This is a genomic window from Siminovitchia fortis (genome assembly GCF_007681465.1).
GTDB lineage: Bacteria > Bacillota > Bacilli > Bacillales > Bacillaceae_C > Siminovitchia > Siminovitchia fortis.
Window position 1 is genome coordinate 16,533 of the sequence record NZ_VEKZ01000008.1, and the last position, 25,583, is coordinate 42,115.

The 25,583-nt window shown below is 43.3% G+C and carries 24 protein-coding genes, 2 tRNA genes and 1 pseudogene; 3 read left to right on the forward strand and 24 right to left on the reverse strand.

Going from position 1 to position 25,583, the window contains the following annotated elements; all coding sequences use genetic code 11:
* Positions 1-10: 10 nt before the first annotated feature.
* From FS666_RS04490 to FS666_RS04540, 11 genes are all read right to left on the reverse strand, one after another.
* Positions 11-940, reverse strand: a complete 930-nt coding sequence (locus FS666_RS04490; protein ID WP_144460802.1) for a S66 peptidase family protein — start codon at positions 938-940, stop codon at positions 11-13.
* 70 nt (positions 941-1,010) lie between these two features.
* Complete coding sequence (locus tag FS666_RS04495) at positions 1,011-2,645, reverse strand: peptide ABC transporter substrate-binding protein (protein WP_144460801.1); 1,635 nt, start codon at positions 2,643-2,645, stop codon at positions 1,011-1,013.
* 29 nt (positions 2,646-2,674) lie between these two features.
* Positions 2,675-3,670, reverse strand: a complete 996-nt coding sequence (locus FS666_RS04500; RefSeq protein WP_144460800.1) for an ABC transporter ATP-binding protein — start codon at positions 3,668-3,670, stop codon at positions 2,675-2,677.
* Positions 3,671-3,674: 4 nt separating this feature from the next.
* Positions 3,675-4,628, reverse strand: a complete 954-nt coding sequence (locus FS666_RS04505; RefSeq protein WP_144460799.1) for an ABC transporter permease — start codon at positions 4,626-4,628, stop codon at positions 3,675-3,677.
* Positions 4,628-5,560: an ABC transporter permease gene (locus FS666_RS04510; protein WP_144460798.1), complete on the reverse strand. Its 933-nt coding sequence runs from the start codon at positions 5,558-5,560 to the stop codon at positions 4,628-4,630. Before FS666_RS04510 ends, FS666_RS04505 begins: the two co-directional genes overlap by 1 nt.
* Positions 5,561-5,573: 13 nt before the next feature.
* The gene (locus FS666_RS04515) at positions 5,574-6,398 is read right to left on the reverse strand and encodes a D-aminopeptidase DppA (RefSeq protein ID WP_144460797.1); all 825 of its coding nucleotides are present in this window, start codon (positions 6,396-6,398) and stop codon (positions 5,574-5,576) included.
* A gap of 53 nt (positions 6,399-6,451) precedes the next feature.
* The gene (locus tag FS666_RS20010; RefSeq protein ID WP_144460796.1) at positions 6,452-6,646 is read right to left on the reverse strand and encodes a hypothetical protein; all 195 of its coding nucleotides are present in this window, start codon (positions 6,644-6,646) and stop codon (positions 6,452-6,454) included.
* A 193-nt stretch (positions 6,647-6,839) separates the two neighbouring features.
* Positions 6,840-7,157 (reverse strand): DUF3870 domain-containing protein, encoded by a 318-nt coding sequence (locus tag FS666_RS04525; protein ID WP_120070039.1) that lies wholly within the window; start codon positions 7,155-7,157, stop codon positions 6,840-6,842.
* 295 nt (positions 7,158-7,452) lie between these two features.
* Positions 7,453-7,525 (reverse strand) — tRNA-Thr (locus FS666_RS04530).
* A gap of 1 nt (position 7,526) precedes the next feature.
* Positions 7,527-7,601, reverse strand: a tRNA-Asn gene (locus FS666_RS04535).
* Between the two features lie 121 nt (positions 7,602-7,722).
* Positions 7,723-7,953 carry a hypothetical protein gene (locus tag FS666_RS04540; protein WP_144460795.1) on the reverse strand — a complete coding sequence of 77 codons (231 nt, stop codon included), beginning with the start codon at positions 7,951-7,953 and terminating at the stop codon, positions 7,723-7,725.
* A gap of 142 nt (positions 7,954-8,095) precedes the next feature.
* On the opposite strand from FS666_RS04540, the gene FS666_RS04545 reads away from it, so the two are divergent.
* On the forward strand, positions 8,096-8,845 hold the full coding sequence (locus tag FS666_RS04545) for a polysaccharide deacetylase family protein (protein ID WP_144460794.1): 750 nt from the start codon (positions 8,096-8,098) through the stop codon (positions 8,843-8,845).
* 12 nt (positions 8,846-8,857) lie between these two features.
* Here the strand turns inward: FS666_RS04545 and FS666_RS04550 are convergent, their stop codons facing one another.
* The gene (locus FS666_RS04550; RefSeq protein ID WP_144460793.1) at positions 8,858-9,535 is read right to left on the reverse strand and encodes a KinB-signaling pathway activation protein; all 678 of its coding nucleotides are present in this window, start codon (positions 9,533-9,535) and stop codon (positions 8,858-8,860) included.
* 145 nt (positions 9,536-9,680) lie between these two features.
* On the opposite strand from FS666_RS04550, the gene gerD reads away from it, so the two are divergent.
* Positions 9,681-10,256: a spore germination lipoprotein GerD gene (gene gerD / locus FS666_RS04555; protein WP_144460792.1), complete on the forward strand. Its 576-nt coding sequence runs from the start codon at positions 9,681-9,683 to the stop codon at positions 10,254-10,256.
* A 270-nt stretch (positions 10,257-10,526) separates the two neighbouring features.
* Positions 10,527-11,903: a vWA domain-containing protein gene (locus FS666_RS04560; protein WP_144460791.1), complete on the forward strand. Its 1,377-nt coding sequence runs from the start codon at positions 10,527-10,529 to the stop codon at positions 11,901-11,903.
* Positions 11,904-12,154: 251 nt separating this feature from the next.
* On the opposite strand, the gene FS666_RS04565 is transcribed toward FS666_RS04560, so the two are convergent.
* The 12 genes and pseudogenes from FS666_RS04565 to mtnK form a co-directional block, all read right to left on the reverse strand.
* Complete coding sequence (locus FS666_RS04565) at positions 12,155-13,219, reverse strand: iron-sulfur carrier protein/transcriptional regulator SalA (protein WP_120070019.1); 1,065 nt, start codon at positions 13,217-13,219, stop codon at positions 12,155-12,157.
* 110 nt (positions 13,220-13,329) lie between these two features.
* Complete coding sequence (gene cwlD / locus FS666_RS04570) at positions 13,330-14,040, reverse strand: N-acetylmuramoyl-L-alanine amidase CwlD (RefSeq protein WP_120070250.1); 711 nt, start codon at positions 14,038-14,040, stop codon at positions 13,330-13,332.
* Positions 14,041-14,432: 392 nt separating this feature from the next.
* A complete protein-coding gene (locus tag FS666_RS04575) occupies positions 14,433-16,589 on the reverse strand; it encodes a sensor domain-containing protein (RefSeq protein ID WP_144460790.1) in 2,157 nt (718 codons plus the stop codon).
* Positions 16,590-17,107: 518 nt separating this feature from the next.
* A complete protein-coding gene (gene tnpB, locus FS666_RS04585) occupies positions 17,108-18,247 on the reverse strand; it encodes an IS200/IS605 family element RNA-guided endonuclease TnpB (RefSeq protein WP_144460788.1) in 1,140 nt (379 codons plus the stop codon).
* Between the two features lie 10 nt (positions 18,248-18,257).
* Positions 18,258-18,638, reverse strand: a pseudogene (tnpA, locus tag FS666_RS04590) (IS200/IS605 family transposase); the annotation flags it as partial.
* Positions 18,639-19,234: 596 nt separating this feature from the next.
* On the reverse strand, positions 19,235-19,957 hold the full coding sequence (locus FS666_RS04595; protein ID WP_144460787.1) for an amino acid ABC transporter ATP-binding protein: 723 nt from the start codon (positions 19,955-19,957) through the stop codon (positions 19,235-19,237).
* Positions 19,958-20,617: an amino acid ABC transporter permease gene (locus FS666_RS04600; RefSeq protein WP_120070007.1), complete on the reverse strand. Its 660-nt coding sequence runs from the start codon at positions 20,615-20,617 to the stop codon at positions 19,958-19,960.
* A gap of 79 nt (positions 20,618-20,696) precedes the next feature.
* Entirely contained in the window at positions 20,697-21,476 is a 780-nt protein-coding gene (locus FS666_RS04605; protein ID WP_164876277.1) for a glutamine ABC transporter substrate-binding protein, read from the reverse strand.
* Between the two features lie 327 nt (positions 21,477-21,803).
* Entirely contained in the window at positions 21,804-22,445 is a 642-nt protein-coding gene (locus tag FS666_RS04610) for an L-fuculose-phosphate aldolase (protein WP_120070001.1), read from the reverse strand.
* A 25-nt stretch (positions 22,446-22,470) separates the two neighbouring features.
* On the reverse strand, positions 22,471-23,271 hold the full coding sequence (locus FS666_RS04615; protein ID WP_120069998.1) for a DeoR/GlpR family DNA-binding transcription regulator: 801 nt from the start codon (positions 23,269-23,271) through the stop codon (positions 22,471-22,473).
* Between the two features lie 32 nt (positions 23,272-23,303).
* Positions 23,304-24,356 (reverse strand): S-methyl-5-thioribose-1-phosphate isomerase, encoded by a 1,053-nt coding sequence (gene mtnA / locus FS666_RS04620; protein WP_144460786.1) that lies wholly within the window; start codon positions 24,354-24,356, stop codon positions 23,304-23,306.
* Positions 24,349-25,572 (reverse strand): S-methyl-5-thioribose kinase, encoded by a 1,224-nt coding sequence (gene mtnK, locus FS666_RS04625; protein WP_144460785.1) that lies wholly within the window; start codon positions 25,570-25,572, stop codon positions 24,349-24,351. Before mtnK ends, mtnA begins: the two co-directional genes overlap by 8 nt.
* Positions 25,573-25,583: the final 11 nt, after the last annotated feature.

Consider the following 25,583-nt stretch of genomic DNA (forward strand, 5'->3'; position numbering starts at 1 on the left):
TTATCATCCTTTACATGAGGCCGGAATCTACCGATAGCTTTTTTTCCGTTGTGTCAAGCGTCGCCTGAACGCCCAACGGTACCGCGATATGCGGATTACAGTGCCCCATTTGGAAATCCTTCATGGCCGGTTTATTGGCAAGCTTTACGTAATGGTCAATCACTTCATGAAGCGCAAGCGATAAGTCACGTTTCGGGATACAGTCGGCAAAATCGCCAATTACCATCCCGCTCGCGTCATCCAGTTTGCCGGCCATGTAAAGCTGATTCAACATTCGGTCAACAGCGCGCGGTTCCTCATTGACATCTTCAATCAATAAAAGTTTATCCTTCGTGTCGATTTCAAACTTTGTTCCAAGTGTACTTACTAGCAATGATAGGTTTCCGCCGACTAACGGCCCGTCCGCTTTACCTTCCACTACCACTTCAAGCGGTGAAATGTCTTCCGTATACGACCATTCTGTCGGCTGAAATATTTGCTGAAAGCATTTTTTCGATAATGGGTGGGTATCTTCCTTGCCTATATCCGACCCAAGCATTGGACCATGGAAGGTCACGAGACCGGCCTCCTGCCTGATGGCTGTATGTAAAAAAGTAATATCACTATAGCCCCAGAAAATTTTTGGGTGATGACGAATCATTTCGTAATCAATCTTGGCGGCAATCCTGCCAGTACCATATCCGCCGCAGGCACATATAATTGCCTTAACCTCAGGATCCAGAAACGCTTCATGTAAATCTTGCAGCCGCTCCTCATCTGTCCCTGCCAAATAACCGTTTATGTTAGTGAGGCTTTTTCCTCTTATCACGTTTAATCCAAGTCCTTGTAAAAACTCAATTCCCCGCTCAAGATTGTCAAGGTTCGGCGGACTTGCCGGTGCAATCACCGCAACGGTATCCCCTTCTTGCAAACGAAATGGTTTGATAAACGGCAAGATCATGCACCCCTTTCTTCTACTCTATGATAGATGGGTAAAAGGGATGTTCCAATCGAACACCCCTTTTAGAAGTTTATTTCTTTTCAGCCCATTTTAATTCTAAATAGCCTACAGGGTGGCGGACAATGCCAGTGACATCTTTATTTTGTAAATATGGTTGGTTGTAAAAATGAATTGGAACAATTGGTGCTTCATCCAACAAGATTTTTTCCGCTTTATACATCATTTCATAACGTTTTGCTTCATCTTTTTCATGTTTTGCTGCTTTAATAACTTGATCAAACTCCTTATTGCTCCAGCCTGTACGGTTCATTGGGGAACCAGTGATAAAGTTCTCCAGGAAGTTGATTGGATCGGCATAGTCAGCAAGGAATGAACTGCGTGAAAATTGGAATTTCAGTGCTTTTTGATCTTCTACAAATACGCTGCTTTCCAAGTTGGCCAGCTTTACATCAACGTCCAGGTTCTCTTTAAACATTTGCTGCAGAGCCTCGGCAATTTTCTTATGCTCGTCGAGTGTGTTATAAGTTAAAGTGACTTCCGGCAGCTTTGAATACCCTTCTTCTTCCATTCCTTCTTTCAATAATTCTTTTGCTTTTGCTGCATCGGTTTTAATCAGATCGCCATTCTTTTCACGGAAATCATTGCCTTGTGAATCTTTGAATCCATAGGAAACGAAGCCATAAGCAGGTTTCTCCTGGTTCTTCGTTACAAGTTCAACCATTTGCTTTTGGTCAACTGCTAACGCGAAGGCCTTACGGATATTTTTATTTTGGAATGGTTCTTTTGTTACATTAAAGCGGTAGAAATAGAGTCCTGCCTGATCCTCTATCTTGACATCTTCCTCTTTAAACAGCTTGTCGGCCAGTTCCGCCGGAATATCGGTTGTATCGAGTTCACCTGTCGTAAACATTTGATATTCCGTATTTGGATCATCGACCATTGCCCAATGAACTTTATCCAGTTTCACATTGTTGACATCCCAGTATTGGTCATTCTTTACCATTGTAAAATCACTGTCATGATTCCATTCAGCCAATTTGAACGGTCCATTGCTGACAAATGTGCTGGCCTCGTTAAACCAGTTTGGATTGTCATTTGCGACTTTTTCATTGATTGGGAAAAAACAAGGATTGGCAATGACACTTAGGAAATAAGCCTGCGGACTCACCAGTGTTACTTCCAACGTTTTTTTGTCAATCGCTTTCACCTTGACATCGTCAGCAGAGCCTTTTCCATCGTTATACTCTTCGCCGCCTTCAATAAAGTAGCCTAAAAAAGCAGCGGCAGAACCGGTATTCGGGTCCAACAGGCGTTTCCAGGCATAAACGAAATCATCGGCCGTTACATCATCGCCGTTTGACCATTTGGCATTTTCACGAATATGGAATGTGTAGGTTTTACCGTCTTGGGAAATATCCCATTTTTCTGCCGTTGCAGGCTGCGGCTCATGGCTTTCATCCAACCGGGTAAGCCCTTCCATAATATTGTTTAAAGCATTGTAAGACACAGCATCAAAGCCAATCGGCGGGTCAAATGATGTGGGCTCTTGTCCATTATTTAAATAAAGAACCTTTTCTCCCTTATCCGCGGTCTTTTCTTTCCCATTGTCTTTTGGTTCACTGCTGCCGGCATCCTTGTTGGCTGTACATGCCGACAAAGAAATTAGAAGCATGATGGCAGCCAACATTATCATCAACTTTTTCATGTTCTTCCTCCTTATAAATTAATATTATGTTAAAATGTTGAAACCAATTTTCTCGCCCGTTCATCCTGCAGCCAGCAATCGACTTGATGCTGGTCGCTTACCTGGTATTGAAACGGATAGACGCGGCTGCACACTTCCATCGCAAACGGACAGCGGGCACTAAAGGCACAGCCAACCGGCGGTGCAAATAAATCCGGTGGTGTTCCCGGAATCGGAATCAAGTCACCCTTGTCCATATCCAAGCGCGGTACGGATTGAAGCAATCCCTTTGTATAGGGGTGCTGCGGCTGATAAAATATCTCCCGCCTTGACCCGAGTTCGACAATCTTGCCAGCGTACATGACAGCAATTCTATCGGCAACCTGTGCAACAACCCCCAAATCATGCGTGATTAAAATAATCGAAACACCGATTTTCTTTTGAATATCCCGGAATAGTTCGAGAATTTGTGCTTGAATGGTGACATCAAGTGCCGTTGTCGGTTCATCCGCTATCAGTACATCAGGTTCACAAACGAGTGCCATCGCAATCACAATCCTCTGGCGCATCCCGCCGCTAAACTGATGCGGATATTGTTTCAAGCGGATTTCCGGGTTAGGAATGCCGACGAGCGCCAGCATCTCAATCGCCTTCTGCTTGGCTTCATCCCGGGAAATGTCCTCATGCTGGCGAATTCCTTCTGTAATTTGGTCACCGATTGTAATTGTCGGATTTAACGCCGTCATCGGATCTTGAAATATCATTGAAATATAAGCGCCGCGGATTTTTCTCAGTTCAGGCTCCTTTAACTTGATTAAATCTTTATCTTTATATATAATTTCCCCGCCTGCAATCCTGCCGGGCGGTTCTGGGATCAGTCTCATAATACTTTGCGAGGTTACGCTTTTCCCGCAGCCGGATTCACCGACAATCGCCAATGTTTCACCTTTATGCAAATCAAAGCTGACACCGCGTACGGCTTTGACTTCCCCGCCATAGGTTTTAAATGATACATGCAGATCCTTCACCTGCAGGATTTTCTCCATGATGCTACCTCCTCAGTTTCGGATCAAGGGCATCCTGTAGCCCGTCGCCTAAAACATTAAATGCAAACATTGTTAATGAAATAAACAAAGTCGGGAAGAACAAGCGCCACCAGTAACCTGACAGAATCGTCGATAAACCGTCATTCGCCATTACTCCCCAGCTGGCATGCGGCGCTTGGATGCCAAGACCGATAAAGCTTAAGAAAGCTTCCGCAAAAATCGCCGATGGAATCGTCAGCGTCATTTGCACGATAATCGGCCCCATCGTGTTTGGCAAAAGATTTTTGCGGATAATCCGCGATGTTTTCGTGCCAAACGTTTGCGAGGCCAGCACAAATTCATAGTTTTTAATTTGCAGAACCTGCCCTCTGACAATTCGCGCCATTCCGACCCAGCCGGTAATCGATAGTGCGAGAATAATAGTGGTTAAACCAGGGCCAATCACGACCATGACAAGAATGACAACTAGTAAATAAGGCAGGCCATACAAGATTTCAACAAACCGCATCATCCAATTATCAACCCGTCCGCCTTTATAACCGGCAATCCCGCCATATGTGACCCCGATCAGAAAGTCAATTATAGCCGCCATAAACCCGACAAATAAGGAAATTCTTGCCCCATAGCATGTTCTGGTAAACACATCTCTGCCCAGGTCATCTGTTCCAAACCAATACTTGCTCGATGGAGGGAGATTTTGCTGCGTTAATTTTTGCGTTTCAACAGAATAGGGTGAAAACAGCGGGCCGAAAATAGCCAGTAAAGCAAGAAATAGGAGAAAAACCAAACCGGCCATGGCTAATTTGTTTTTCACCAAGCGATGCCATGAGTCCTTCCAATAGGATAAGCTCGGTCTTACGACTGCTTCTGCTTGCTTTTCGTCATGGACTTTCGGCACAAACCATTCATCAGGTATTTCAGGCGAAATATCCCGCTCTTCCTGTTTGCGCAGTTCCATCATTTCGCCTCCTTTTTATGGAGCTTTATTCGGGGATCCAGGAATCCATAGGCTAAATCTACTAAAAACAACATGAAAATTAATAAAGCACTATAAAAGACAGTGGTACCCATAATGACCGGGTAATCCCGGTTATTGATGCTGTCGACAAAATACTTTCCCATGCCGGGAATCGCAAATATTTTTTCAATGACAAATGTTCCGGTTAAAATGCTTGCCGCTAAAGAACCAAGAACTGTCACGACCGGCAAGAGGGCATTTCGCAAAGCATGTTTAATGACGATTTTCGCTGGCGACAATCCCTTTGCTTTTGCCGTTTTTATATAATCCTGGGTTAACACTTCCAGCATGCTTGTCCTGGTTAACCGTGCAATAATGGCCATAGGGCCGGTTGCCAGGGCCAAAATTGGCAACACCATATGTTTTGGACTAGACCATGTCGCCACCGGAAATATCGGGATATTGACAGCCAATTGTTGAATGAGCACCGTCGCCATGACAAAGTTCGGAATGGAGATTCCCAATACGGCCATGCTCATTGCCAGGTAGTCAATCCAGCCGTTATGCCTTAGGGCGGCCACTACCCCTAAGACAATCCCGGAAATAATCGCCACAATCAGCGTATACATCCCCAATTCAAATGATACGGGAAACCCTCTGCCAAGCAGACCATTTACTGTTTGGCCGGGTTTTTTGATAGATGGTCCAAGGTCACCCTGAACAAGTGATACTAAATAATTGCCGTACTGCACAATGAGCGGCTTATCCAATTGATAGTAAGATTCAAGGTTTTTTTGTATGGCTTCATTCGTTGTTCTCTCTTCGTTGAAAGGCGATCCCGGAACAGAATGCATTAAGAAAAATGTCCCGGTAATAATCAGCCATAACGTAATAATCATGGCCGCAAAGCGTTTTATAAAATATGTATTCATGATGACCACTTCCCTAACAGAATGTTGTTCGCATCGCAAGTTCCGTCATGACAAGCATCGCTTGGTAGGCTTCAAGAATATCTTTGGCTTGAAAACGGACAATCGCTGTTCCTGGCACCATCTCCGTCCCCGGCATTAAATTCGCCCACTCCGCTTCACCATAATTGGTAAATTCGATGCTTAACAACGGTTTATCAGGCGGGGTCAGCGGTTTAACGTGATGGCGGTTCTTAATCGCTTGTGCCGTTTTTTCTTTTAGCAGCTCCTCTGCTTTAGCCGGTGTTAATGATTTGGCTGCAGAACGGGAAATGGCTTCCTTGACCACTGCGGTCGTCACATTTGGGATTAACTGTTCCGCTTCAAGTGCTGCCTGATCATCTCCGGAAACCATAATCACAGGAACACCGTAATAACCAGCGACATAGGCATTGAACCCCAACTCGCCAACGGCCACATCATTAATAAACATGTTGCGAACACCAAAAATCATCGAGTGGGTCATCACTCCGGGCTGGGCTGCACGGGCATGGTAGCCGGTAAAAATGGCACCGGCAAACGTCTCATCAAGTCCTTGAACCATTGAAAACGGTTTCGCATCACCGGTAATTAATTGAGCCTCCGGGTGAAGCCTTTCGATTAAAAGATTATTCATCTTTGAATGACTATCATTGACGACGACTTCCTTCGCCCCTTGGTCAAACGCGGTCGCAATCACATGGTTGGCTTCATCCGTCATCATGATCCGGCTTCGTTCATAATTGTGCTTGTCCGAATCCACGTGGGTGTGGTCGACGAGGCCTGTGATGCCCTCCATGTCGACAGAGATATAAAGGTTCATAGTCTCTCTCCTTTTAAAATATTATTTTATTATAAAATAAATAAACAAATTATTCAATATAATCCCAAAATAAGAAAAATTATCCACGGATCAAATTCACATTCTATCCTCATTCTTTCAGCCACGGCCACTTGCGGGTCCTTCATCTGATCATATTTCCGTAAATATCTGAATAAATACAGCTGCCACATGTTAAAGGCGACCATCTGCAGGTAAATGCAGGCGGTGACGGCATGCAGGCCGTCCACAAAACGGTGATCCAGGTAGCAGAGGGTTTTCAGCTGATGGAACAGACAGTTTTCAATATCGCTATAGCGTTTGACGTAAATGATTTAATTTATTTCCGAGATTTCTGTTTGTTAATAAATAAAAAAATCCAGCCATTAGAGACAGAAAATTCTCTAACAGCTGGATTTCACTTGCGAAGAACAAATGAAGCAGCTAACCTGAAATAAGCTGATTATATTTAATAAGAGCATTTTTGAAAGCGACAATCAGCGCTTTTTGCGAGGAACCAAAGTACCGGCTTTCGATTTCTGAAATAATTTCCTCCTGCTCATGCATAAACCTGCCGGTAAATAATGATTTAACAAACTTGGAAGTAAGTGGAATAGTAGAAGAACATTCCACTTCTAATATTTCATGATTCCTGGTGTCGACAACCAAACCAATGAAATATGCATTATATTGCTGCATAATAGGGTTGTTGGATGCTGTCTTACTGTCACCAACCACATAAATCGCTTCTTTAGGAAACACTTATGATCCTCCTGCCGTTCGGATAAAGTGCGGGGCATTCACATGGGTGACATGCAAACGTCCGTCACTAGATCGAAGGTATAACTTATATTAATACAAACGCTTTCATTTTTCAAGGATTATTTCTATTATATCTTTTATCTCACTAGGAAACGAGTGTTCCTATAGCAAATCCCTTTTGGGTTCCCTCAAACTAAAAGAAGTCCCCCACTTACCGGCTATCGCCGCTTGAAGTGGAGGACTTCTTTTAAAGGTTCGTTAGACAGAAACAACAGGCAAAAGCGAAATATAACTAAGCTTCCAGCCGGGCTTGAACCGGCGACCTCATCCTTACCATGGATGCACTCTACCAACTGAGCTATGGAAGCATGGCTCCGCAGGTAGGATTCGAACCTACGACCGATCGGTTAACAGCCGATAGCTCTACCACTGAGCTACTGCGGAATATTTATAATGGATAAGCCAACTCTTATTATAATCATTTTATAAAAATATTCAAGAGTTCTTTATAAAAAAATGGATGAGGTAAATATAACAATCCCGCTCAGTGCATGTCAATATATTTTTATGATTTTCTCCCCACTCCCCCCGCTGGGAGTATATATTTCATACAGTCCCTATGGTCCGCAACGCGCTTGAACAGAGCAAAGAGTATTTTGTACCTTTCTTCCATCGCATGTTTCACAATGTGCTCAATATGCTCGTTTTTTAAATCGAATAAAATTTCGTCCATTTCACGTTTCAGCAGGTAAACGATCTCCTCTTTCTCCTGCTCTGTAATCAGCATCCCGTACATGACTACACCTCGTTGAAGATTTTAGTATTCATAGCTATCCCCAAATTGAATAGGTTCATACGCCATTTCGTTTGGGCCTTTTAGGCATACGAGCCAGGTTTGCGCATAGATTGTACAAGGATGGAAGAATGAAGGTGATAAGATGAATTTTTTTGTTACAGTAAGCGGCAGAAGGATTAAACAAGGAATCCTTATTGTGATTATTTCGTTTTTTACCGCGCTCTTTTACTTTTCCCAATCCATTGTGCAGTTTCCTGTCTTATCTGCGAAAGACGAGCCGAAAGCGATTTATAAAGGGGAAAAAGGAGTCGCTCTTACGTTTAATATTGGATGGGGAGATGTTCAGGCGGAACCTATTTTAAAAGTTCTGGAAGAAAAGAAAATCCGGTCGGCAACGTTCTTCTTATCCGGCGCCTGGGCGGAAAGACACCCTGAAGTTGTTGAAAAAATAAAAGAGATGGGATTTGAAATCGGAAGTCTCGGTTATGCGTACGAAGATTATACCGAACTTGAAGATGAGCAAGTAAGACGGGACATAGACCGGTCCCTTGAAGTTTTTAAAAAGCTGGATATCCAGGAAGTGGAGCTGCTTCGCTCCCCGACAGGCCATTTTGACAAACGCACGCTCAAAATAGCTGATGACATGGGCTTGACCGTCATCCATTGGAGTTTGAATTCGCAGGACTGGAAAAACCCCGGTGTCAAAGCGATCGTCAAAAATGTCAGCAAGGTGAAGAAAGGGGATATCATTTTAATGCATGCGTCAGATGCCGCCACCCAGACAGCCAAGGCTTTGCCTGAGGTATTGGCCATTATCAAAAACAAAGACGAGATGGTAACCGTTTCTTATATGATCTCAAACGGAAAGGTAAAAACAACTTTAATACCATAGAAAAAGCGAACCCTACGTGCGGTTCGCCTTTGTTTTTCCGGTTTTTTCCGGCCTATTCTTTTGGGCCTCAAGCCTGCGGGCCCTGTCTTCCTCCGATAAACGGTTATATTTCGGAAGCACCAATATCTGGTATGCATTGCAGGCAATCAGAGGGAAAATCACCAAAAAAAGCCAACTCTCTTCGTTTGTTGCCAAAACCGGCAGCCATTCCAAAATCGTCATGACTACCATGAAAAACAAGGCAGAAACAAAGGTTGTTCTCGATGTCGTCTTTGCTTTGAAAAAGGCGGTGATCAAGCCTGCAATCAAAATGAAAATGGCAAGCCCGATATAAGGAAGAATGCTCTCCCCTTCACCTGCAAAGTTTTGAAAGCGAAGGTAAACCAAATCAAAAAGAACAACGATCGTAATAAAGATCTGAACGGCATTCCATAAAGAAAGGGAACGGAAAACCCCAAGACCAAACTGATGGATAAATAAATAGGCGAAAAAGCCGACCTGGCTTACAACGCTGAATGTAAACCCTACACCTGCTAGCCAAATAAATGTTGAAATAATGGCTCCTATATTCATTTCTGTAAAATATGGCTGGAATTCACTCCACCGGATCAAAAACCCAAAAATACCGGTAATGATTCCGCCCAGAAAAAGTGTCGAAAAGAAAAAACGCAGCCAATTCCGGATTGTCACTGACCTAATCCTCCAATTATTATTCTTGTCTACCCGATTTTATCAACCTTTCTTCAAAAAAGCCATTGCCCGCGTAAATGTGCATAAATTCTTCACAAAGTCCCATATTAAAATTAGGTGAAACATTAGGAAAGGAGCGTTTTTTATGAAGAAGGGAATCCTCCTGCTGCTCCTCGTCTGCTCATTGCTGATTGCCGCATGCGGCGGAAAAGATATTGATGCCGGACAGCCCGACTATGACCAGACGAAAAAAATGATGGTGGATATTTTAAAATCGGATGAAGGAAAAAAAGCTGTCAAAGACATTATGGCAGATGAAGAAATCAAACAACAGCTCGTTATGGATCAAGCCGTTGTCAAAGATACAGTCGAAAAAACACTTATATCGGAAAAAGGGCAAGATTTCTGGAAGAGATCTCTTGAAGACCCGAAGTTTGCCGAAACTATGGCCAAAAGCATGAAAAAGGAAAATGAAGAACTATTGAAATCATTAATGAAAGACCCCGAATACCAAGGAATGGTCATGGATATTTTGAAAGACCCCGTCTTTCAAAAAGATTTGTCGCAAGCGCTCAAAAGCAAAGAGTTCAGGGAGCAAATGCGCGAAGTGGTAACGGATACACTTGAAAGCCCGCTTTACAAAGCCAAGCTGGAGGAAATAGCCAAAAAAGCCGCCTCCGAAAAAAAAGGCGATAAAGGCGGCGGGGATGAGGAAAAATAAGCACCTCTTGTCGTGGGCTTCGCCAATCACACGACTGAAGAGGGAGTCTTTGGGCAGAAAAGATAAAAAATGGTTCCAATCATCGAAATTTTGATGGTTGGAACCATTTTTCGTTATACAATTATACATTTTTTTCGGCAATGAATTAATATTCTCCCTGCCCCTCCCATATATCTGTGAAAAAAGCACTATTCTGCCCGCGTTTTATTGATGTTCGGTAAAGTCTTCATATATCATTTGATGAGATACTAAAAAAGAGAGTTGAATTTGATGAAGAGATATTGGTTTGCATTGTTCGTTTTAGCTTTTCTGCTCGGAGGATGCAGTTCGGCTGAAAAAGAGGAAAAACAATCGGCAGCTCCTGAAAAACAGGCAGAAGAAGCAGAAACATCCGCCCAGCCTGAGGAAGAATATCAGCCAAAAGAAGTGAAGTATTACGATATTAAAGATCCAGGCCGGGAACTGACTGACCTGGAAAAAGAGCTGCTTCGCTACCCGGGTATATACAGCGGCGACAAGTATGATGAAGACAAAGTAAAAGAAACTCTTGACCAGTTGCCGGACAATTTGACGCCGGAACAATATGCAGACGAACTTAAATATCTTTTTACAGAAGACTATCACAAAGAGCTGGAAACCCTCCTTCACTTTGATCCCAATGTTGAAGTGAGTATTGACCGGCCCGATGAATCTGTGGACGCCCCTGCATTAAGGAAGGCACATTTTGCCATTTTGATTGATGCCAGCGGAAGCATGAAGGCAACAGTGGGAAATAAAACACGTATGGAAGCCGCCAAAGAGGCTGTGCTTGAGTTTGCGGAACAGGTTCCGGAAGAAGCAACCATATCCATGCGGGTGTATGGCCATAAAGGGTCCGGAAGCGATGCGGACAAGAAATTGTCATGCAGCAGTTCGGAAACTTTTTATAACGATACTTTTGACAGCGGGAAATTCCGCTCAGCTCTTGAGCAAGTAAAGCCTGCCGGCTGGACACCGATTGGGCTTGCCCTTGAAAAAGTGAAAGAAGATATTCCGAAAGATGCCGATGATGTGGTCGTATACGTAGTAAGCGACGGCATCGAAACATGCGGCGGAGATCCTGTCAAAGCCGCCAAAGATTTGGTGTCCGATGACATCGAAACCGTTGTGAATATCATCGGTTTTGATGTGGACAACGAAGGGCAAAAACTGCTGAAAGAAGTGGCCAGTGCAGGCAATGGGGAGTTTACGTATGTTCACTCCGAGCGTGACCTGAAAGAATATATGAGAACCCAATACGAAGAGATTAAGAAGGAATGGATTAAATGGAGAGAAGAAGGAAAACAGCAGTCGATCCAAACGCGACAGGAAAAGGAACAGCTCGCCATTGATACAAAAAATAGCATCGTAGACAAGGTGATCCGGGAAAAACAAAGAATGGAGAAGGCACAGCTCTATTTAAAGCAAAGGTTCGATGAAGTCAGCCATCCCATTTCAGAAGTCTATTTCCTTATTTCGGAATATGGAAGCGAAAAATACAAATATGCTTCGGAAGAAGGAAGCAAGGCCTTCAGAGAAAGCTCAGACAGCGGCGTTAAACAGTATAAAAAGTTTGAAGAAGAAGGATTGAAGAAAATAGAAGAAATGGACGAAAAGAAGAATGAATAAGCTTGGAAGCCGGATTTGCCGAGAAAGGTAATTTTCCCAATTTAGATATCCATGCATATTATTTCCAGACTCCAAGTAGCCTAAATATTAAACGAAGCAGGTGGAATAAATTTGACTCCACCTGCTTTTATTAATATATAAAAGGTGGCAGAACAACTGAGCGCATATTTTCATGGTTTGGAATCCTGCTTTTATTCATGGTTGTTATGCTACCCATCCATCAAACAATTGCCACCCGCTAAAACTCTAATTTATTTTTCCAACGCACGAACAACTTTTTCTGCAATACTTTGATAAATCTGCCCCAGCTTATGTGATTCATCGTAAATGGACGGCGCGAAATCCTCTTCATTCCAATCAGGCTGCTGAAGCGGCAGCTTTCCAAGCAGCTCTGTGCGAAGCTCTTCGGCAAGCTTCTCCCCTCCGCCTTGTCCAAAAACATATTCCTTCTCGCCTGTCAGCTTGCTTTCAAAATAAGACATATTTTCAATGACGCCCAAAATTTCATGATTCGTGCGAAGGGCCATCGCCCCGGCACGTGCTGCAACAAAAGCTGCGGTCGGATGCGGTGTCGTCACGATGATTTCCTTTGTGCTCGGCAGCATTGTATGGACATCAAGCGCTACATCTCCCGTTCCCGGAGGGAGGTCAAGCAGCAGGAAGTCCAAATCTCCCCATTCCACTTCCGTAAAGAAGTTGTTGAGCATTTTTCCCAGCATCGGCCCGCGCCAGATCACCGGGGCATTGTCTTCCACGAAGAACGCCATGGAAATGACCTTCACGCCAAACCGGTCCACCGGCAGGATCTTTTTCCCTCTGACAACCGGACGCTCCGTAATTCCCATCATATCCGGAACACTGAATCCGTAAATGTCCGCATCGACAAGCCCGACCTTTTTGCCAAGGCGTGCCAAAGCAACAGCCAGGTTGACGGAAACGGTTGATTTTCCTACGCCGCCTTTTCCGCTGGCAATCGCGATGAACGTTGTTTTGCTGTCGGGTGAAAGAAGGCCTCCCGCCGTCTCATCCGGAAGATCGCCGGCTGCACGGTGTTTCTCCAGCTCTTCTTCCGGCAGCTCTGTGAATCGGATTCCGACCGTAGCAGCGCCTGCCTCTTTTAAAAGCTGCACAATTTGGGATTGGAGCTGCATCTGTTCCGGGGTTCCGGTCTTGGCCAAAGCGATTTTTACACTTACGTGCTCCTTTTCCTCCTTGACCTTAATTTCTGCAACTCCATTCGTTTCCTCTAACGTCTTATGTAAAAGCGGATCCTTTAATTCTTTAAGAATGTCGAACGCCTGTTGTTCAGTAAACATTTTTGCACCCCTTTTATCGATTTGCACCTATGATCCAGTATAACATATTCAAGTTGTTTTCTAGGAAAAGACGCTCTGCTATAACATTTGATTTGCCCAAGGCATTACCCTTAGTCTTTTAATTTTTCCTTCGTAAAATACCTCATGACCCCCCGGTAGATGGCCGCTGCCACTTTTTCCTGATAGTCTTCTTCCATTAAAGAGGCACGCTCTCCCGGGTTCGATAAAAAGCCAATTTCAACTAAGGCGCCCGGCTTCTTGGAGTGCTTGATTAAATATATATTTTCGATGATTTTGGCTTTTCGATCCGTATTCTCAAGGCTTACGACCAGTTCTTCCTGGATCAATTTCGCCGCACGCTTATTTTCCGCCAAATGGGGTGAATAGAAGGTCTGCGCACCTCTCCACCTCGGGGAAGGGATTGAATTCAAATGGATGCTTATGAATAGATCCGCTTCTGATTCATTGACCAATTCCAGACGTTTCTTCAAATCGGCCGTTTTCCTCCTGCTGAGCCCCTTTATCTCCGGATCTGCCAAATCTTTGTCGGCTTCCCTTGTCATCAAAACGAGCGCCCCTTGGCTCTGCAGATAATCCCGCAGCTTCATGGCTACTTCAAGGGCGATATCCTTCTCAAGCGCTTCGCTGTCGCCGGCCCCACCATCGGGGCCGCCGTGCCCTGGGTCCAGGTATATTATTTTTCCGGTCAATGGCAGATTCCATGTATCAAATGAATCCCGCGGAATGAATTGATATTGGACAATCAAAAATATGAGTGTGGTGCCGATGATAAAAAAAGTGACTTTCGTCTTTTTTCGCATGCGATCTTCCCCTTTGCCATGCTTTCCTACAATAGAATATGGGACAAGATATGAATTTAGAACAAAATAAAGCCGGCAAGGCTGCGAAAAAGCTACAAACAGGGAAGGGGAAGATACACTTTTTTTCCACGAAAAAACAAAGGAAAAATCAACTAAGAAAAGCGCAAGCGCCTTGCCCATCGACGTACAGACTGGAGTGCCTCCGAGGAGATAAAGGAAACACGGCGAGGAACGAGCCGATGTTGACTTATCGTAGGAGGAGGTGCGAAGTCTGCTAGTCGATAGGCGCTGGAGCTAGACAACAAAAGGCTTTGTTCAAAATTTTAAAGCTAAAAAATCTTATACTCTTACTCTGTAAAAAAGAAAAGTGCATCAAATCGCACTTTCCTTTATCAGGAGACTTCCTGCGGTAACAGCAAATCGGTATTGTGAAAATACTTTTCAAACAGTTCATTGGATACCGGCTTGCTGAACAGATAGCCCTGTCCCTGAATACAGCCGCCGCTGTTCAGCAGTTCAAGCTGTTCAGAAGTTTCAACCCCTTCAGCGATCACATTGATATCCAAAGTTTCGGCAAGGGTCAAAATGGCATTGACAATCGCTTTGCTTTCAACGTTTTTATGGATATCCCTTATGAAAGAAGAGTCGATTTTGATCGTATCAACGGGCAGTTGTTTAACATAACTGAATGTACTATAGCCAGTCCCGAAATCATCCACGGAAATCTGAACGCCAAAGCCCCGGATATCCTCCAAAATGGCCGCGGCGTTTTCAAGATCGGCAAAGACGCTTTCGGTAACCTCGAGCTCCAGCCATTTCGGGTCAAGGCCAGTTTCGTTCAACACTTCAATCACCTGCCGGAGCATATCCGCTTGTTCAAGTTGCCGGACTGAAACATTTACAGATACTGAGACAGGCGGGAAACCCATTTCCTGCCATTTTCTATTCTGTTTGCAGGCTTCGCGAAGCACCCACTCTCCAATCGGGATGATCAAGCCCGTTTCTTCCGCAATCGGAATGAATTTGTTTGGCGGTATCCTGCCAAGATCAGGGTGATGCCAGCGGACGAGCGCCTCCATGCCGATCAGCGTCCCTTTGGAGAAGTCAAGCTTCGGCTGGTAATCCAAATAAAATTGCTCAAGCTCCACGGCTTTTCTCAATTCAATTTCCAGCAAGATTCGCTCTAAGGATTTCTCTTCCATATCAGCGTTAAAGAGGGCGTAGCCGCTTCTTCCACGTTCTTTTACCGCATAAAGGGCGGTGTCGGCCCGTTTTAATAATTCATCGGCATTTTTTCCATGATCAGGGTATATCGCGATTCCTATGCTGCAGGAAAGGAAAATTTCTTTCCCTGGAATGTGAACCGGCTCCTTAAAGCCCTTTTGAATTCTTTCTGCCAGCGATTCTACGTCCGCTTCATTTTCGACATTGCCAAGAAGAACCGTAAATTCATCCCCGCCAAGTCTAGCGACAAAGTCTGTTGAGCGGAGTGATTGTTTGATGCGGTGTGCCGCTTCCATGAGAATATAATCGCCTGTATCGTGTCCCCAGGAATCATTCACATATTTGAAGCGGTCCAAATCAATAAACATAGCTGCCACTTTCGAAGATTTCTTTGCCTTTGCAATCGTTTTTTGCAGCTCATTCATAAACAAGCGCCGGTTTGGCAGATCTGTCAGCGTGTCATGGAACGCCAGATGATATATTTTCTGTTCCGATTTTTTCCGTTCGGTTATATCCCTTGTGACAAGCATGACCTTTCTCACATGCCCCATCTCATTCAAAATCGAATTCATCTTGGCTTCTGCGTAAATATATTTTCCGGAACTGGTTTTCAAACGAAACTCAAGCTGGGAAGCAATTTTCTTCTTTTCCCAAAGCTGTTCTATTTCTTCCTTCAGTTCATTCCGGTCGGCTTCATGAATCAAATCAAAAATAGTTCCGCTTTTCATGTCTTCCAAGCTATATCCCAGCAATGATTCATGGGATGGGGATATGTACTGAAAGCACCCTCCCGCATCTAATGTCGATATGAGGTCAGAAGAATTTTCGGTGATCAGACGGTATCTTTCTTCACTTCTTCTGATTTCCTCTTCCATTTCTTTCCGCGCAGTGATATCATTCCGAATCGCAATATAACGGTAAGGTTTACCTTTTTCATTTAAAAAAGGGACAATCGTCGTATCCACCCAATAAAACGAACCATCTTTTGCCCTATTGCGTATTTCCCCTTCCCAGACATGTCCATTGCCAATGGTCGCCCACATTTCCTTGAAAAATTCCTTTGAATGATAATGGGAATTGAGAATCCGGTGATCCTGCCCGACCAACTCATCGCGGCTGTACTTTGATATTTTACAAAGCAAGTCGTTGACATAAAGTATTTTTCCCTTCTGATCAGTGATTGCAACAATCGAAGACTGGTCCAACGCATATTTGATATCGGCCAATTCCTTCAAAACTTGCTCCAAATCTGTCTGATCGGCCAATTCAAAATTATGAAGATGAAGCTTCGACACCTCTTCAACCGCCAAGCCCGCCTTACCCATATTCTTCTCCTCCTCCACACTTGATGAATCTCTATATAAAACTTCCTTCATTGTCTATTTCGATACATACATCATAGCACGACAGGCGGGAACTGGACACTTCTTCCTAGTCCCTAGGTATTAAAAAGAGGAGTTCCATTCACAATCTCGTCAAATAAGGAAAAGGCCAGAAGCAACCGCTGCTGGCCTGGTCATTTCAGTTTTTTCAATACCCAGGCAAAGGCCTGCTTTTCCTTGGATATGTGCACAAACGGCTTTTCCCGGAAATAAGCTCTTGGCAAAAAGGACACCATCGTATTTTTATGAATTAAAAAATCCGCTTCACATACACGCCAGCGGCCATGATGAATGTCTCCGCGGAATAGACGATTTCCCTTTTTGTTGAACCTCTCATGACTGAAGTCACGAGATTCTTGGGAACAGAGCATACTTGATGGCAGCGGCATACACTGCCATCAGCGGTTACTCTTATATACCAAGCTAACCCCGCAGTACCTGCGGTTTTCTTGTTCTTGTTTTTATGTCAGGGACAGTTGTCTCAGCCCTTCCTTCAGGATATTTATGCTGGCGTTGACATCCCGGTCATGGCAAGAATGGCAGAAAGGACAAATCCATTCTCTCACGCTGAGGGGGTGCCTGCCAGCTTGATGGCCGCATGCAGAACAGATTTGGCTGGATGGATACCATCTGTCAATTTTGATCACCTTTTTCCCATACCATTTGGCTTTGTATTCCAGCTGTTTCACAAATCTGGACCAGGATACATCGGATATACTTTTCGCCAGCTTGCGGTTTTTCATCATCCCTTTTGTGTTCAAGTCCTCCATACAGATCGTGTCGTGGTTTTTGATTACGTCTGTACTCAGCTTATTTAAGAAATCGGTGCGCTGGTTCATTACTTTTTCATGCATTCTGGCCACTTTTCTTCTCTGCTTCTGATAATTCTTTGCCTCAAGAAGGTCGATGCCTTTCTTTTTCGCAAGAAGGGCACGACGGGACAATTTACGCTGTTCACGCTTTAATTTCTTTTCCATTTTGGCAGTGAATCGGTGATTATCCACTTTACGGCCATCTGAAAAAACGGCGAAATCCAAAATTCCCAGGTCTATTCCGATGGAGGAATTGGTTTTGGGAAATTCGGCTATCTTCTCTTCACAAAGAAGGGAGACAAAATATTTTCCGCTTGGATATTTCCGGATAGTTGCGCGGAGGATGCGTCCGGAAACGTCCTGGCTATTCGCGAACTTCACCTGTCCCAGTTTGGGCAGTTTCAGCAGGTTCCCATTAACGGCGATATTATCATTTACATATTTTGTTGTATACGATTGGACAGGGTATTTTTTACTTTTGAACTGTGGCTTTCCATTTTGTTTGTTAAAAAATCGGGTGAACGAATCGGCGAGGTTTTTCAATGAGGATTGAAGGGCGATGCTGTCGACTTCCTGCAGCCAACTGGTTTCTTCTTCGACTTTCATCATGGGGAGCATGGCAGAACATTTGTGGTAGGACAATCCTTTACCAGTCTCAGCATATGACGTGTTCCATAGTTGAAGGAAATGATTATAGACGAACCTGGCGCAGCCAATGGTCTTGGAGATGAGGATTTCCTGTTCCTGATTTGGGTAGATGCGAAACTTATACGCTTTGTGCCGGAGCACTCCACACACCTCATTTCTTTTTCTGGGACTGAATATATTGCCTGATCTGCTGTTCCGTATTTTCACTGTTAGTGGCGACAAAATAACTGGGATTCCACAAATGGCCACCCCATAGACGATTTTTGAGTGCAGGATGGAGTTTAAAAAGCAGTCGGGCAGATACCCCTTTCAATGCTTTCACAACTGGAATATAGCGCTGTGGTTAACACTCGATAAGTAAATGGATGTGATCTTTATCTGATACCATTTCAAGAATGGAAAAGTCATGTTTTTCAGCAATCTGATAGAGTAATTGTTTAACATCGGCATCGATTTTGCCGACCAAAACGTCATGGCGGTACTTCACACACCAAACAAGATGATACTGAATGGCGTAGACGTATCCGCGGCCTTATTTTATTTCAGACATGACAAGCACCTCAATAATATTGTAACATATGCATTCATCAAAGTCCTATTATATTGGGGTTGATAATAATCATAAGATTGATATATGTCGGTCAGCTAACATACCTAAAAGGCATGCCTTGACCGAAGCCGATTCATCTGCACGACTGAAGTCGCGAGTATTCTCGGCTAGTTGATAAAAAGCTCCTTTTCGTTCAAACTTTCCTTATCTATTCCCCTTTATCAGCTTGTATAAGCGGAAAGTTTTTAAGAAAAGCGCAAGGCGCGCAGCCTCAGGCGACAAGCACAAGCCGAATTTTGATGAGGGAGCTTTTCAGCCACCATAGCAAAGCAGCTAAATTAAATCACATCGTGTAAAGCATCCCTGAGAGGCTTCATGCAGCTTTGCGACGAGGTGAACTTAGCTTCCTCGAGTAGGCTGTGCCGCAGGAGCACATTCCTCCTGAATAAGCTTCCTTGCTGGCTTGATCCTTGCGCCGTTGGCGCCTGAAGCTGGACATATCACATCATCATTCCATATAGATGCTTCATCCAAATTTTATACTTTTTTTAACAGGAACGAATAAGCAGGAGCTTCTCCTACAAAACTTTATTTAAAAACGCCTTGGTTCGATCTGATTTGGGATCCGTAAAAATTTGGGACGGAACATCTTCTTCAACAATGACGCCGCCATCCATAAATATGACGCGGTCGGCCACTTCCCTGGCGAATCCCATTTCATGGGTGACAACCACCATTGTCATGCCTTCAAGCGCCAGCTGCTTCATGACTTCAAGCACTTCCCCAACGAGTTCGGGGTCAAGAGCTGAAGTCGGCTCATCGAACAGCATGACTTTCGGCTGCATTGCAAGCGCACGGGCAATTGCCACCCGCTGCTGCTGTCCCCCTGACAATTGCCTTGGGTAACTGTTTGCCTTATCGGAAAGCCCGACTTTTTCCAGCAGTTCCACGCCGAGTGCTTTTGCTTCCTCATTATTGATTTTCCGTATTTTTTTCGGCGCCAACGTGATGTTTTCCAAAACCGTCTTATGGGGAAAAAGGTTAAACTGCTGAAAAACCATTCCCACTTCTGTACGAACCACATTAATATCTGTTTTCGGGTCGTTCAAGTGATGACCATTGATCACAACATCTCCGTCTGTCATTTCCTCAAGCATGTTCAAACAGCGGAGAAAGGTGCTTTTACCGGATCCGCTCGGCCCGATGACGCAGACCACTTCCTGCGGCTCGACCTTACACGTAATTCCCCTTAACACCTCAAGCTCTCCGAATTTTTTATGCAAATTGTTGACTTGTATCATTTACGTTTCCAACCTTCTTTCAAAAAAGCGTAAAATCATCGATAAACTGAAGGTGATGACTAAATAAAAGAGTGCCACCGTCGTATAAATTTCCACCGCATTAAAGTGGTTGGCTGCAATTAAGCGCCCTTGGAAAATCAGTTCGGGCACGAGAATGACAGACAGTAAGGACGTGTCCTTGATACTGATGATGAATTGGTTTCCAAGCGGCGGGATCATCCTTTTAAATGCCTGCGGCCAAATGATATGGAGCATCGTCTGCTGATGGTTCAGCCCAAGAGACCGTCCGGCCTCCATCTGGCCTTTATCGATCGATTGAACCGCACCCCGGACAATTTCGGCAATATACGCCCCTGAATTAACCGCGATCACGATAATCCCTGCTGTAATGGAATCAAGGTTTTTTCCGATGATCAAAGGAAGAGCAAAGAATATCCAGATCGCCTGGACAAGCACAGGAGTACCGCGGATCACCTCAACGTACACAGTGGAGATCATATAAAAAATCTTATTCTTGGCTACTCGTCCAATGCCGAAGAGGGCCCCCAAAGCAAAACCGATTAAAAGCCCGACAACTGAAATGAGCAGTGTATAATACAATCCTTTTGTCAAATCCGGCAGGAATTCGATGACACCTGCCCAATCAAATCTGCCAATCATTGCTTCACCTCTTATGTATTTCTATGAATAAAAGGGTGTAACAAAAGTCGGTTACACCCTTTCCTTGCAGGCTCACAGCTTATTCAGGTTTTTCACCAAACCATTTTTCATAGATTTCATCATATTTTCCATTCTCTTTTAACGTGGACAAGGCTTCGTTGACCTTGCTCACAAGTTCATCCTGGCCTTTAGCGAAGGCAATGCCGTATTGCTCAGCCTGATACAGCTCGCCGACCATCTTCAGGCTGTCTTTCCCTTTGGTCTGGATATAGTAAGCTACATTCGGAGAGTCATAGAGGATGGCGTCGGCACTTCCATTTTCAACAGCCAGATACGCCTGATCCAATTGCTCGAACTGGCTGGCTTTCGCTCCCTCAATATTCTCTTTAATATAATCGGCACTTGTAGATCCGAGCCTCGTTGCAACCGTTTTTCCCTTCAAGTCTTCAATACTGTTAATATCATCATTGTCAACGGCAACACCGATCCTGAGCCCTGCATCATAATATGGGTCACTGAAATCAACCGTCTTCTTACGCTCATCCGTAATCGTGATTCCTGCAATGGCAATATCAAAAGACCCAGTCTGCAAACCAGGGATGATACCATCAAAGTTTGTCGTTTCCAGCTTGATTTCAAAGCCGACTTCATCAGCAATCGCATTGATCAAGTCGATATCAAATCCGACATACTCGCCTTTTTCTTTAAACTCAAAAGGTACGAAAGAAGTATCGCTTGCAACTGTATATGTATCTTTCAAACCTCCGTCTCCGCTGCTTCCGCTTTCATTGCCGGCGCTGTCAGAACCGCCGCCTGTACTTTTAGACCCTCCACCGCCGCAAGCAGCCAGCACAAACATCAAAGCAAGCAACAAAATTCCCCAAAGACTTCTTTTCTTTACTCCCACGAATCAGACTCCCCCTCTTCAATTTGCAAGTGTTTTCATGATTATGCTAACTATAACAAAGATTATCTTTTTAGAAAAGTTTTTATATTCATCAAATTACAGGATTATCTGTCTTTTGGGGCAATTCATGGCTTTTTAGGGTTATAATGCTTGTGATTTATCCAAAATCCGAGGTACGCCTGTATAATTCCCGAGCGAAGCGTAAATATATAGTTCAATAAACATATTAAAAACCGTAAAGGAAACATAGTTCTTCTACGGTCTTTAATACACAGCTATTTACTTTTGGCCATATGTTTTAAATTTTTCTTCCATATGCATCATCTCTTCATCCTCCAATATTACGGGGTCCCCGATTGATTTGGCACGATAGTATACTTCTGCGCAAAATTCAATTTCCTCCGCAATATTAAAAGCATTCTTAATGTCATGTGCTCCGGTCAATAGGCCATGATTTGCCAAAAGAACCGCTTTTCTGTTATCCATTGCTTTAAAGGCATTCTCTGCAAGTTCTTTTGTTCCAAAGCTGGCGTATTCGGCACACCTGACATTTTTTCCAGCATAAGCCACAAGATATGACACTGCGGGAAGACTCCATCTCAGCGCAGAAAGAGTTTTGGCAAATACAGAATGTGTATGTACAACAGCATTTATATCTGTACGCTTTCTATAAAAGATCGAATGCATCTCTAACTCACTTGAGGGCTTTCGTTGACTATCAATGATCCGATTCTCCAGGTCAAGAACCACAACATCTTCAGGCCTCATCGTGTTATACTCAATTCCACTGGGACTAATAGCCATCAATTGCTTCTGTCGATTAAAGATACTGATGTTACCTCCTGTACCTTTTGTTAGACCGCTGGACAACAGTCTGTTACAGTATTCGACGATGTCCCGCCTCTCTTGTTCCATAATCAATTGGGCGGCCTCCCTATACAAATATTTAATTGGATTGTTTTGCTATGATTACGTTTGTACCATTTTCCCGGTATTGTTCTAGACATTTTTGCTGTTCCTTGTTAAAAGGAACAACTTCATCTGTAATTAACGTATTTACACTTTCTGCCGGGCAAATTTTAAAGAAAGCAATTGTATTTATTTTAGTATGGTCCGCCAATAAATATAGATAGGTGGAGCGCATAATAATGGCTTGCTTCGCTTCCCCTTCATCAATGAGGCTGTCTGTAACTCCATCATTAAAATTTAAAGATTTGCAGGAGATGAATGCCTTATCAATGTATATAGATTCCAAATACTTGGAGATTGAAGAGCCGAACACTGAAAGGGATGTCCTTCTTAGAAACCCTCCGAGTAATATGATTGTTATATCCGGATCACTGGATAACTCAACCGCTATATTGATATTGTTCGTAACTACCGTCACCTTTTTCTTGAATTTGATATGACGGCTCAATTCCAAAGCGGTTGTGCTCGCATCAAAAGCAATGACGTCTCCATCTTCTATGAATTTTACTGCCTCCAAAGCGATGAGCTTTTTCTCAAAACTATTTCGGCCTTTCCTCTCCTCAATGGATCCTTCATATTCTTTTTCCCGGATTTCTTTCAGCCGAACCCCGCCATAAACTTTTAATACTTTTCCTTCCTTCTCCAATTTATCTATATCCCTACGAATAGTCATTTCTGAAACAGAGAATTTTTGACTTAAGTAGGATATCTCTGCATAATCTTTTGATTTTAATATGTTTACAATCTCGTCTCTGCGCGCACTAGGTAAAGTTACCATTTTCTATTGCTCATCCTATCTTGGTTAGATAATCAATAAAAATCATTAAATATTTTTAACAAGTTCTCCCTATAAGGAGCTCTCACAATTCCTTTTTCGGTGACAATGGCAGTAATATTTTCCGCAGGAGTGATATCAAAAGCAGGGTTATATACTTTACTGTCTTTTAATGCTGTCCACTTTCCAAATAAATTGATGACTTCCTCGGGATCCCGTTCCTCAATTGGAATATCTTTTCCTGATTTAGTTTTTAAATCAATGGTTGGAGTTGGCACTGCTACATAAAATGGAATATTATAATATTTGGCAAGAATTGAGACTCCCAATGTTCCGACTTTATTTGCTACATCTCCATTTGCAGCAACCCTGTCCGCCCCAACAATAATGGCATCAATTTTATTTTGGGACATTACTACACCTGCCATACTATCCGTAATTATTGTAACATCAATTCCGGCCTTTTGGAGTTCCAATGCTGTTAAGGTAGATCCTTGGAGCCTTGGCCGAGTTTCATCTGAATATACTTTAAAGTTCCATCCTCTTTCCTTAGCTAAATAGATGGGAGCCGTTGCTGTTCCATATTTAGTTGTAGCCAAAGAACCTGCATTGCAATGTGTTAGAATTCCCATGCCATCCTCTAGTAAAGATAGAAGGTTTTCTCCAATTTTTCTATTGATTTCTTCATCCTCTTTATGAATGGCTTTCGCTTCTTTAAGCAGGGTCTCTTTAAGCGCGGCTACAGGTAAACCTTTGTTTGTTTCTGCGATATTCTCCATTCGTTCAAGGGCCCAAAACAAGTTTACAGCTGTGGGTCTTGAAGTAGCCAATAGTTCGGATTTTTCCTTTAGGGTCTTCCGGAAATCCTCAAAAGAGGATTCAGGCGCATCTTTAATCCCCAGGTATAACCCATAGGCTGCGGTTACGCCAATTGCCGGAGCACCCCTGACCACCATTGTCCGAATGGCTTCCCAGACACCTTCTGCTGAATCATACTCCTTATATATGATTTCATTAGGTAAAACAGTTTGATCTAAAAGAACAAGTTTATTATTTTTCCATTCAATTGTTAACAGCTGATCACTCATTTTTCACCTTCACCTCGTCAATGGCCTGATGCAATGCTTCAGTATAGTCTTTGCCTTCTTTAAATTCATTTCTTCTCTTTATTAAATTTTTTGCTAAAGTTAAACAAATGCGTTCGGCCCGCACTCTGCTGTCCGTATTCTCAATCGAAGTGATATCCTTTACCTTGGCAAGCCCCACTATCCTTCTTATGATTTCAAGTCCGGCTACTCCGGCTGTATCTGATAAAATATGGTCCAGATACCATTCCTTGAAACCTGTTTCCTTAGCTAACAACTCAGTTACAGAACCATCCCACTCTTGGCTGAATTTTACCTTGAATAAGTCTATTACCTCTATAATAGTCTTTTCCACCCAGTCAAGAAACTCCCGTTTGTGATATGTATCTCCATTGATATAGGCAAAAATCAGGTGTGCAACAACATTACCAGTGTCATATCCAATAGGTCCAAAAAAGGCGAATTCAGGATCAATCACTTTAGTGGAGTCTTTTTTTGCAAAAATCGACCCGGTATGGAGATCTCCGTGAATTAGAGCTTGAGCATGGTTCATGAACTCAAATTTAAGTTTAGCAGCCTCAAGGTGCAATTCATTATCATGATAGATTTCCCGGATAATCCAATCTTTGTTCTCAACGATGATTTCATTTCGGTGATGGTAATTATTAAACGGCTCTGTATAAACAAGATCTTCGGAAATTTCGCATAGTTCCGGATTAATAAATTCCTTTACCAGCTGTTTCTTCTCCTTATGTTCCATGACAACATCAGTTGTGGGCAGAAGTGTCTTTACCATATATGAGGTAATATGCTCGGCAAATAATGGATATATTTCATGCTTTAAAAAGCCCTCTCTTAAAATGAGATGATCGGACAAATCTTCCATTACACAGCAGCTCATCACTTCATCAAGCAGGTATACTTTCGGAACAAGTCCGGGAGCATACTTTCCATGGATAATAAGGGCATTTGATTCTATCTTGTTCCTATTTGTCGAAAGTGTGATGTCTTCCGAGATGCGGGCTGTACGCCCTGCCTGCTTTACTATCAATGATTTATCTGATTGTTTGTCTGAGACGCGATACACATAATTTAGGTTCCCGTCTCCAATTTCATCACACGTTAAATAACTTTTTTTATCGAAAAAATCAACTTTCTCTAAAACATAATCCACTACATCTTTTTCCTTCATTAAGAAATATTGATTGAACCGGGACATCCTCACATTTC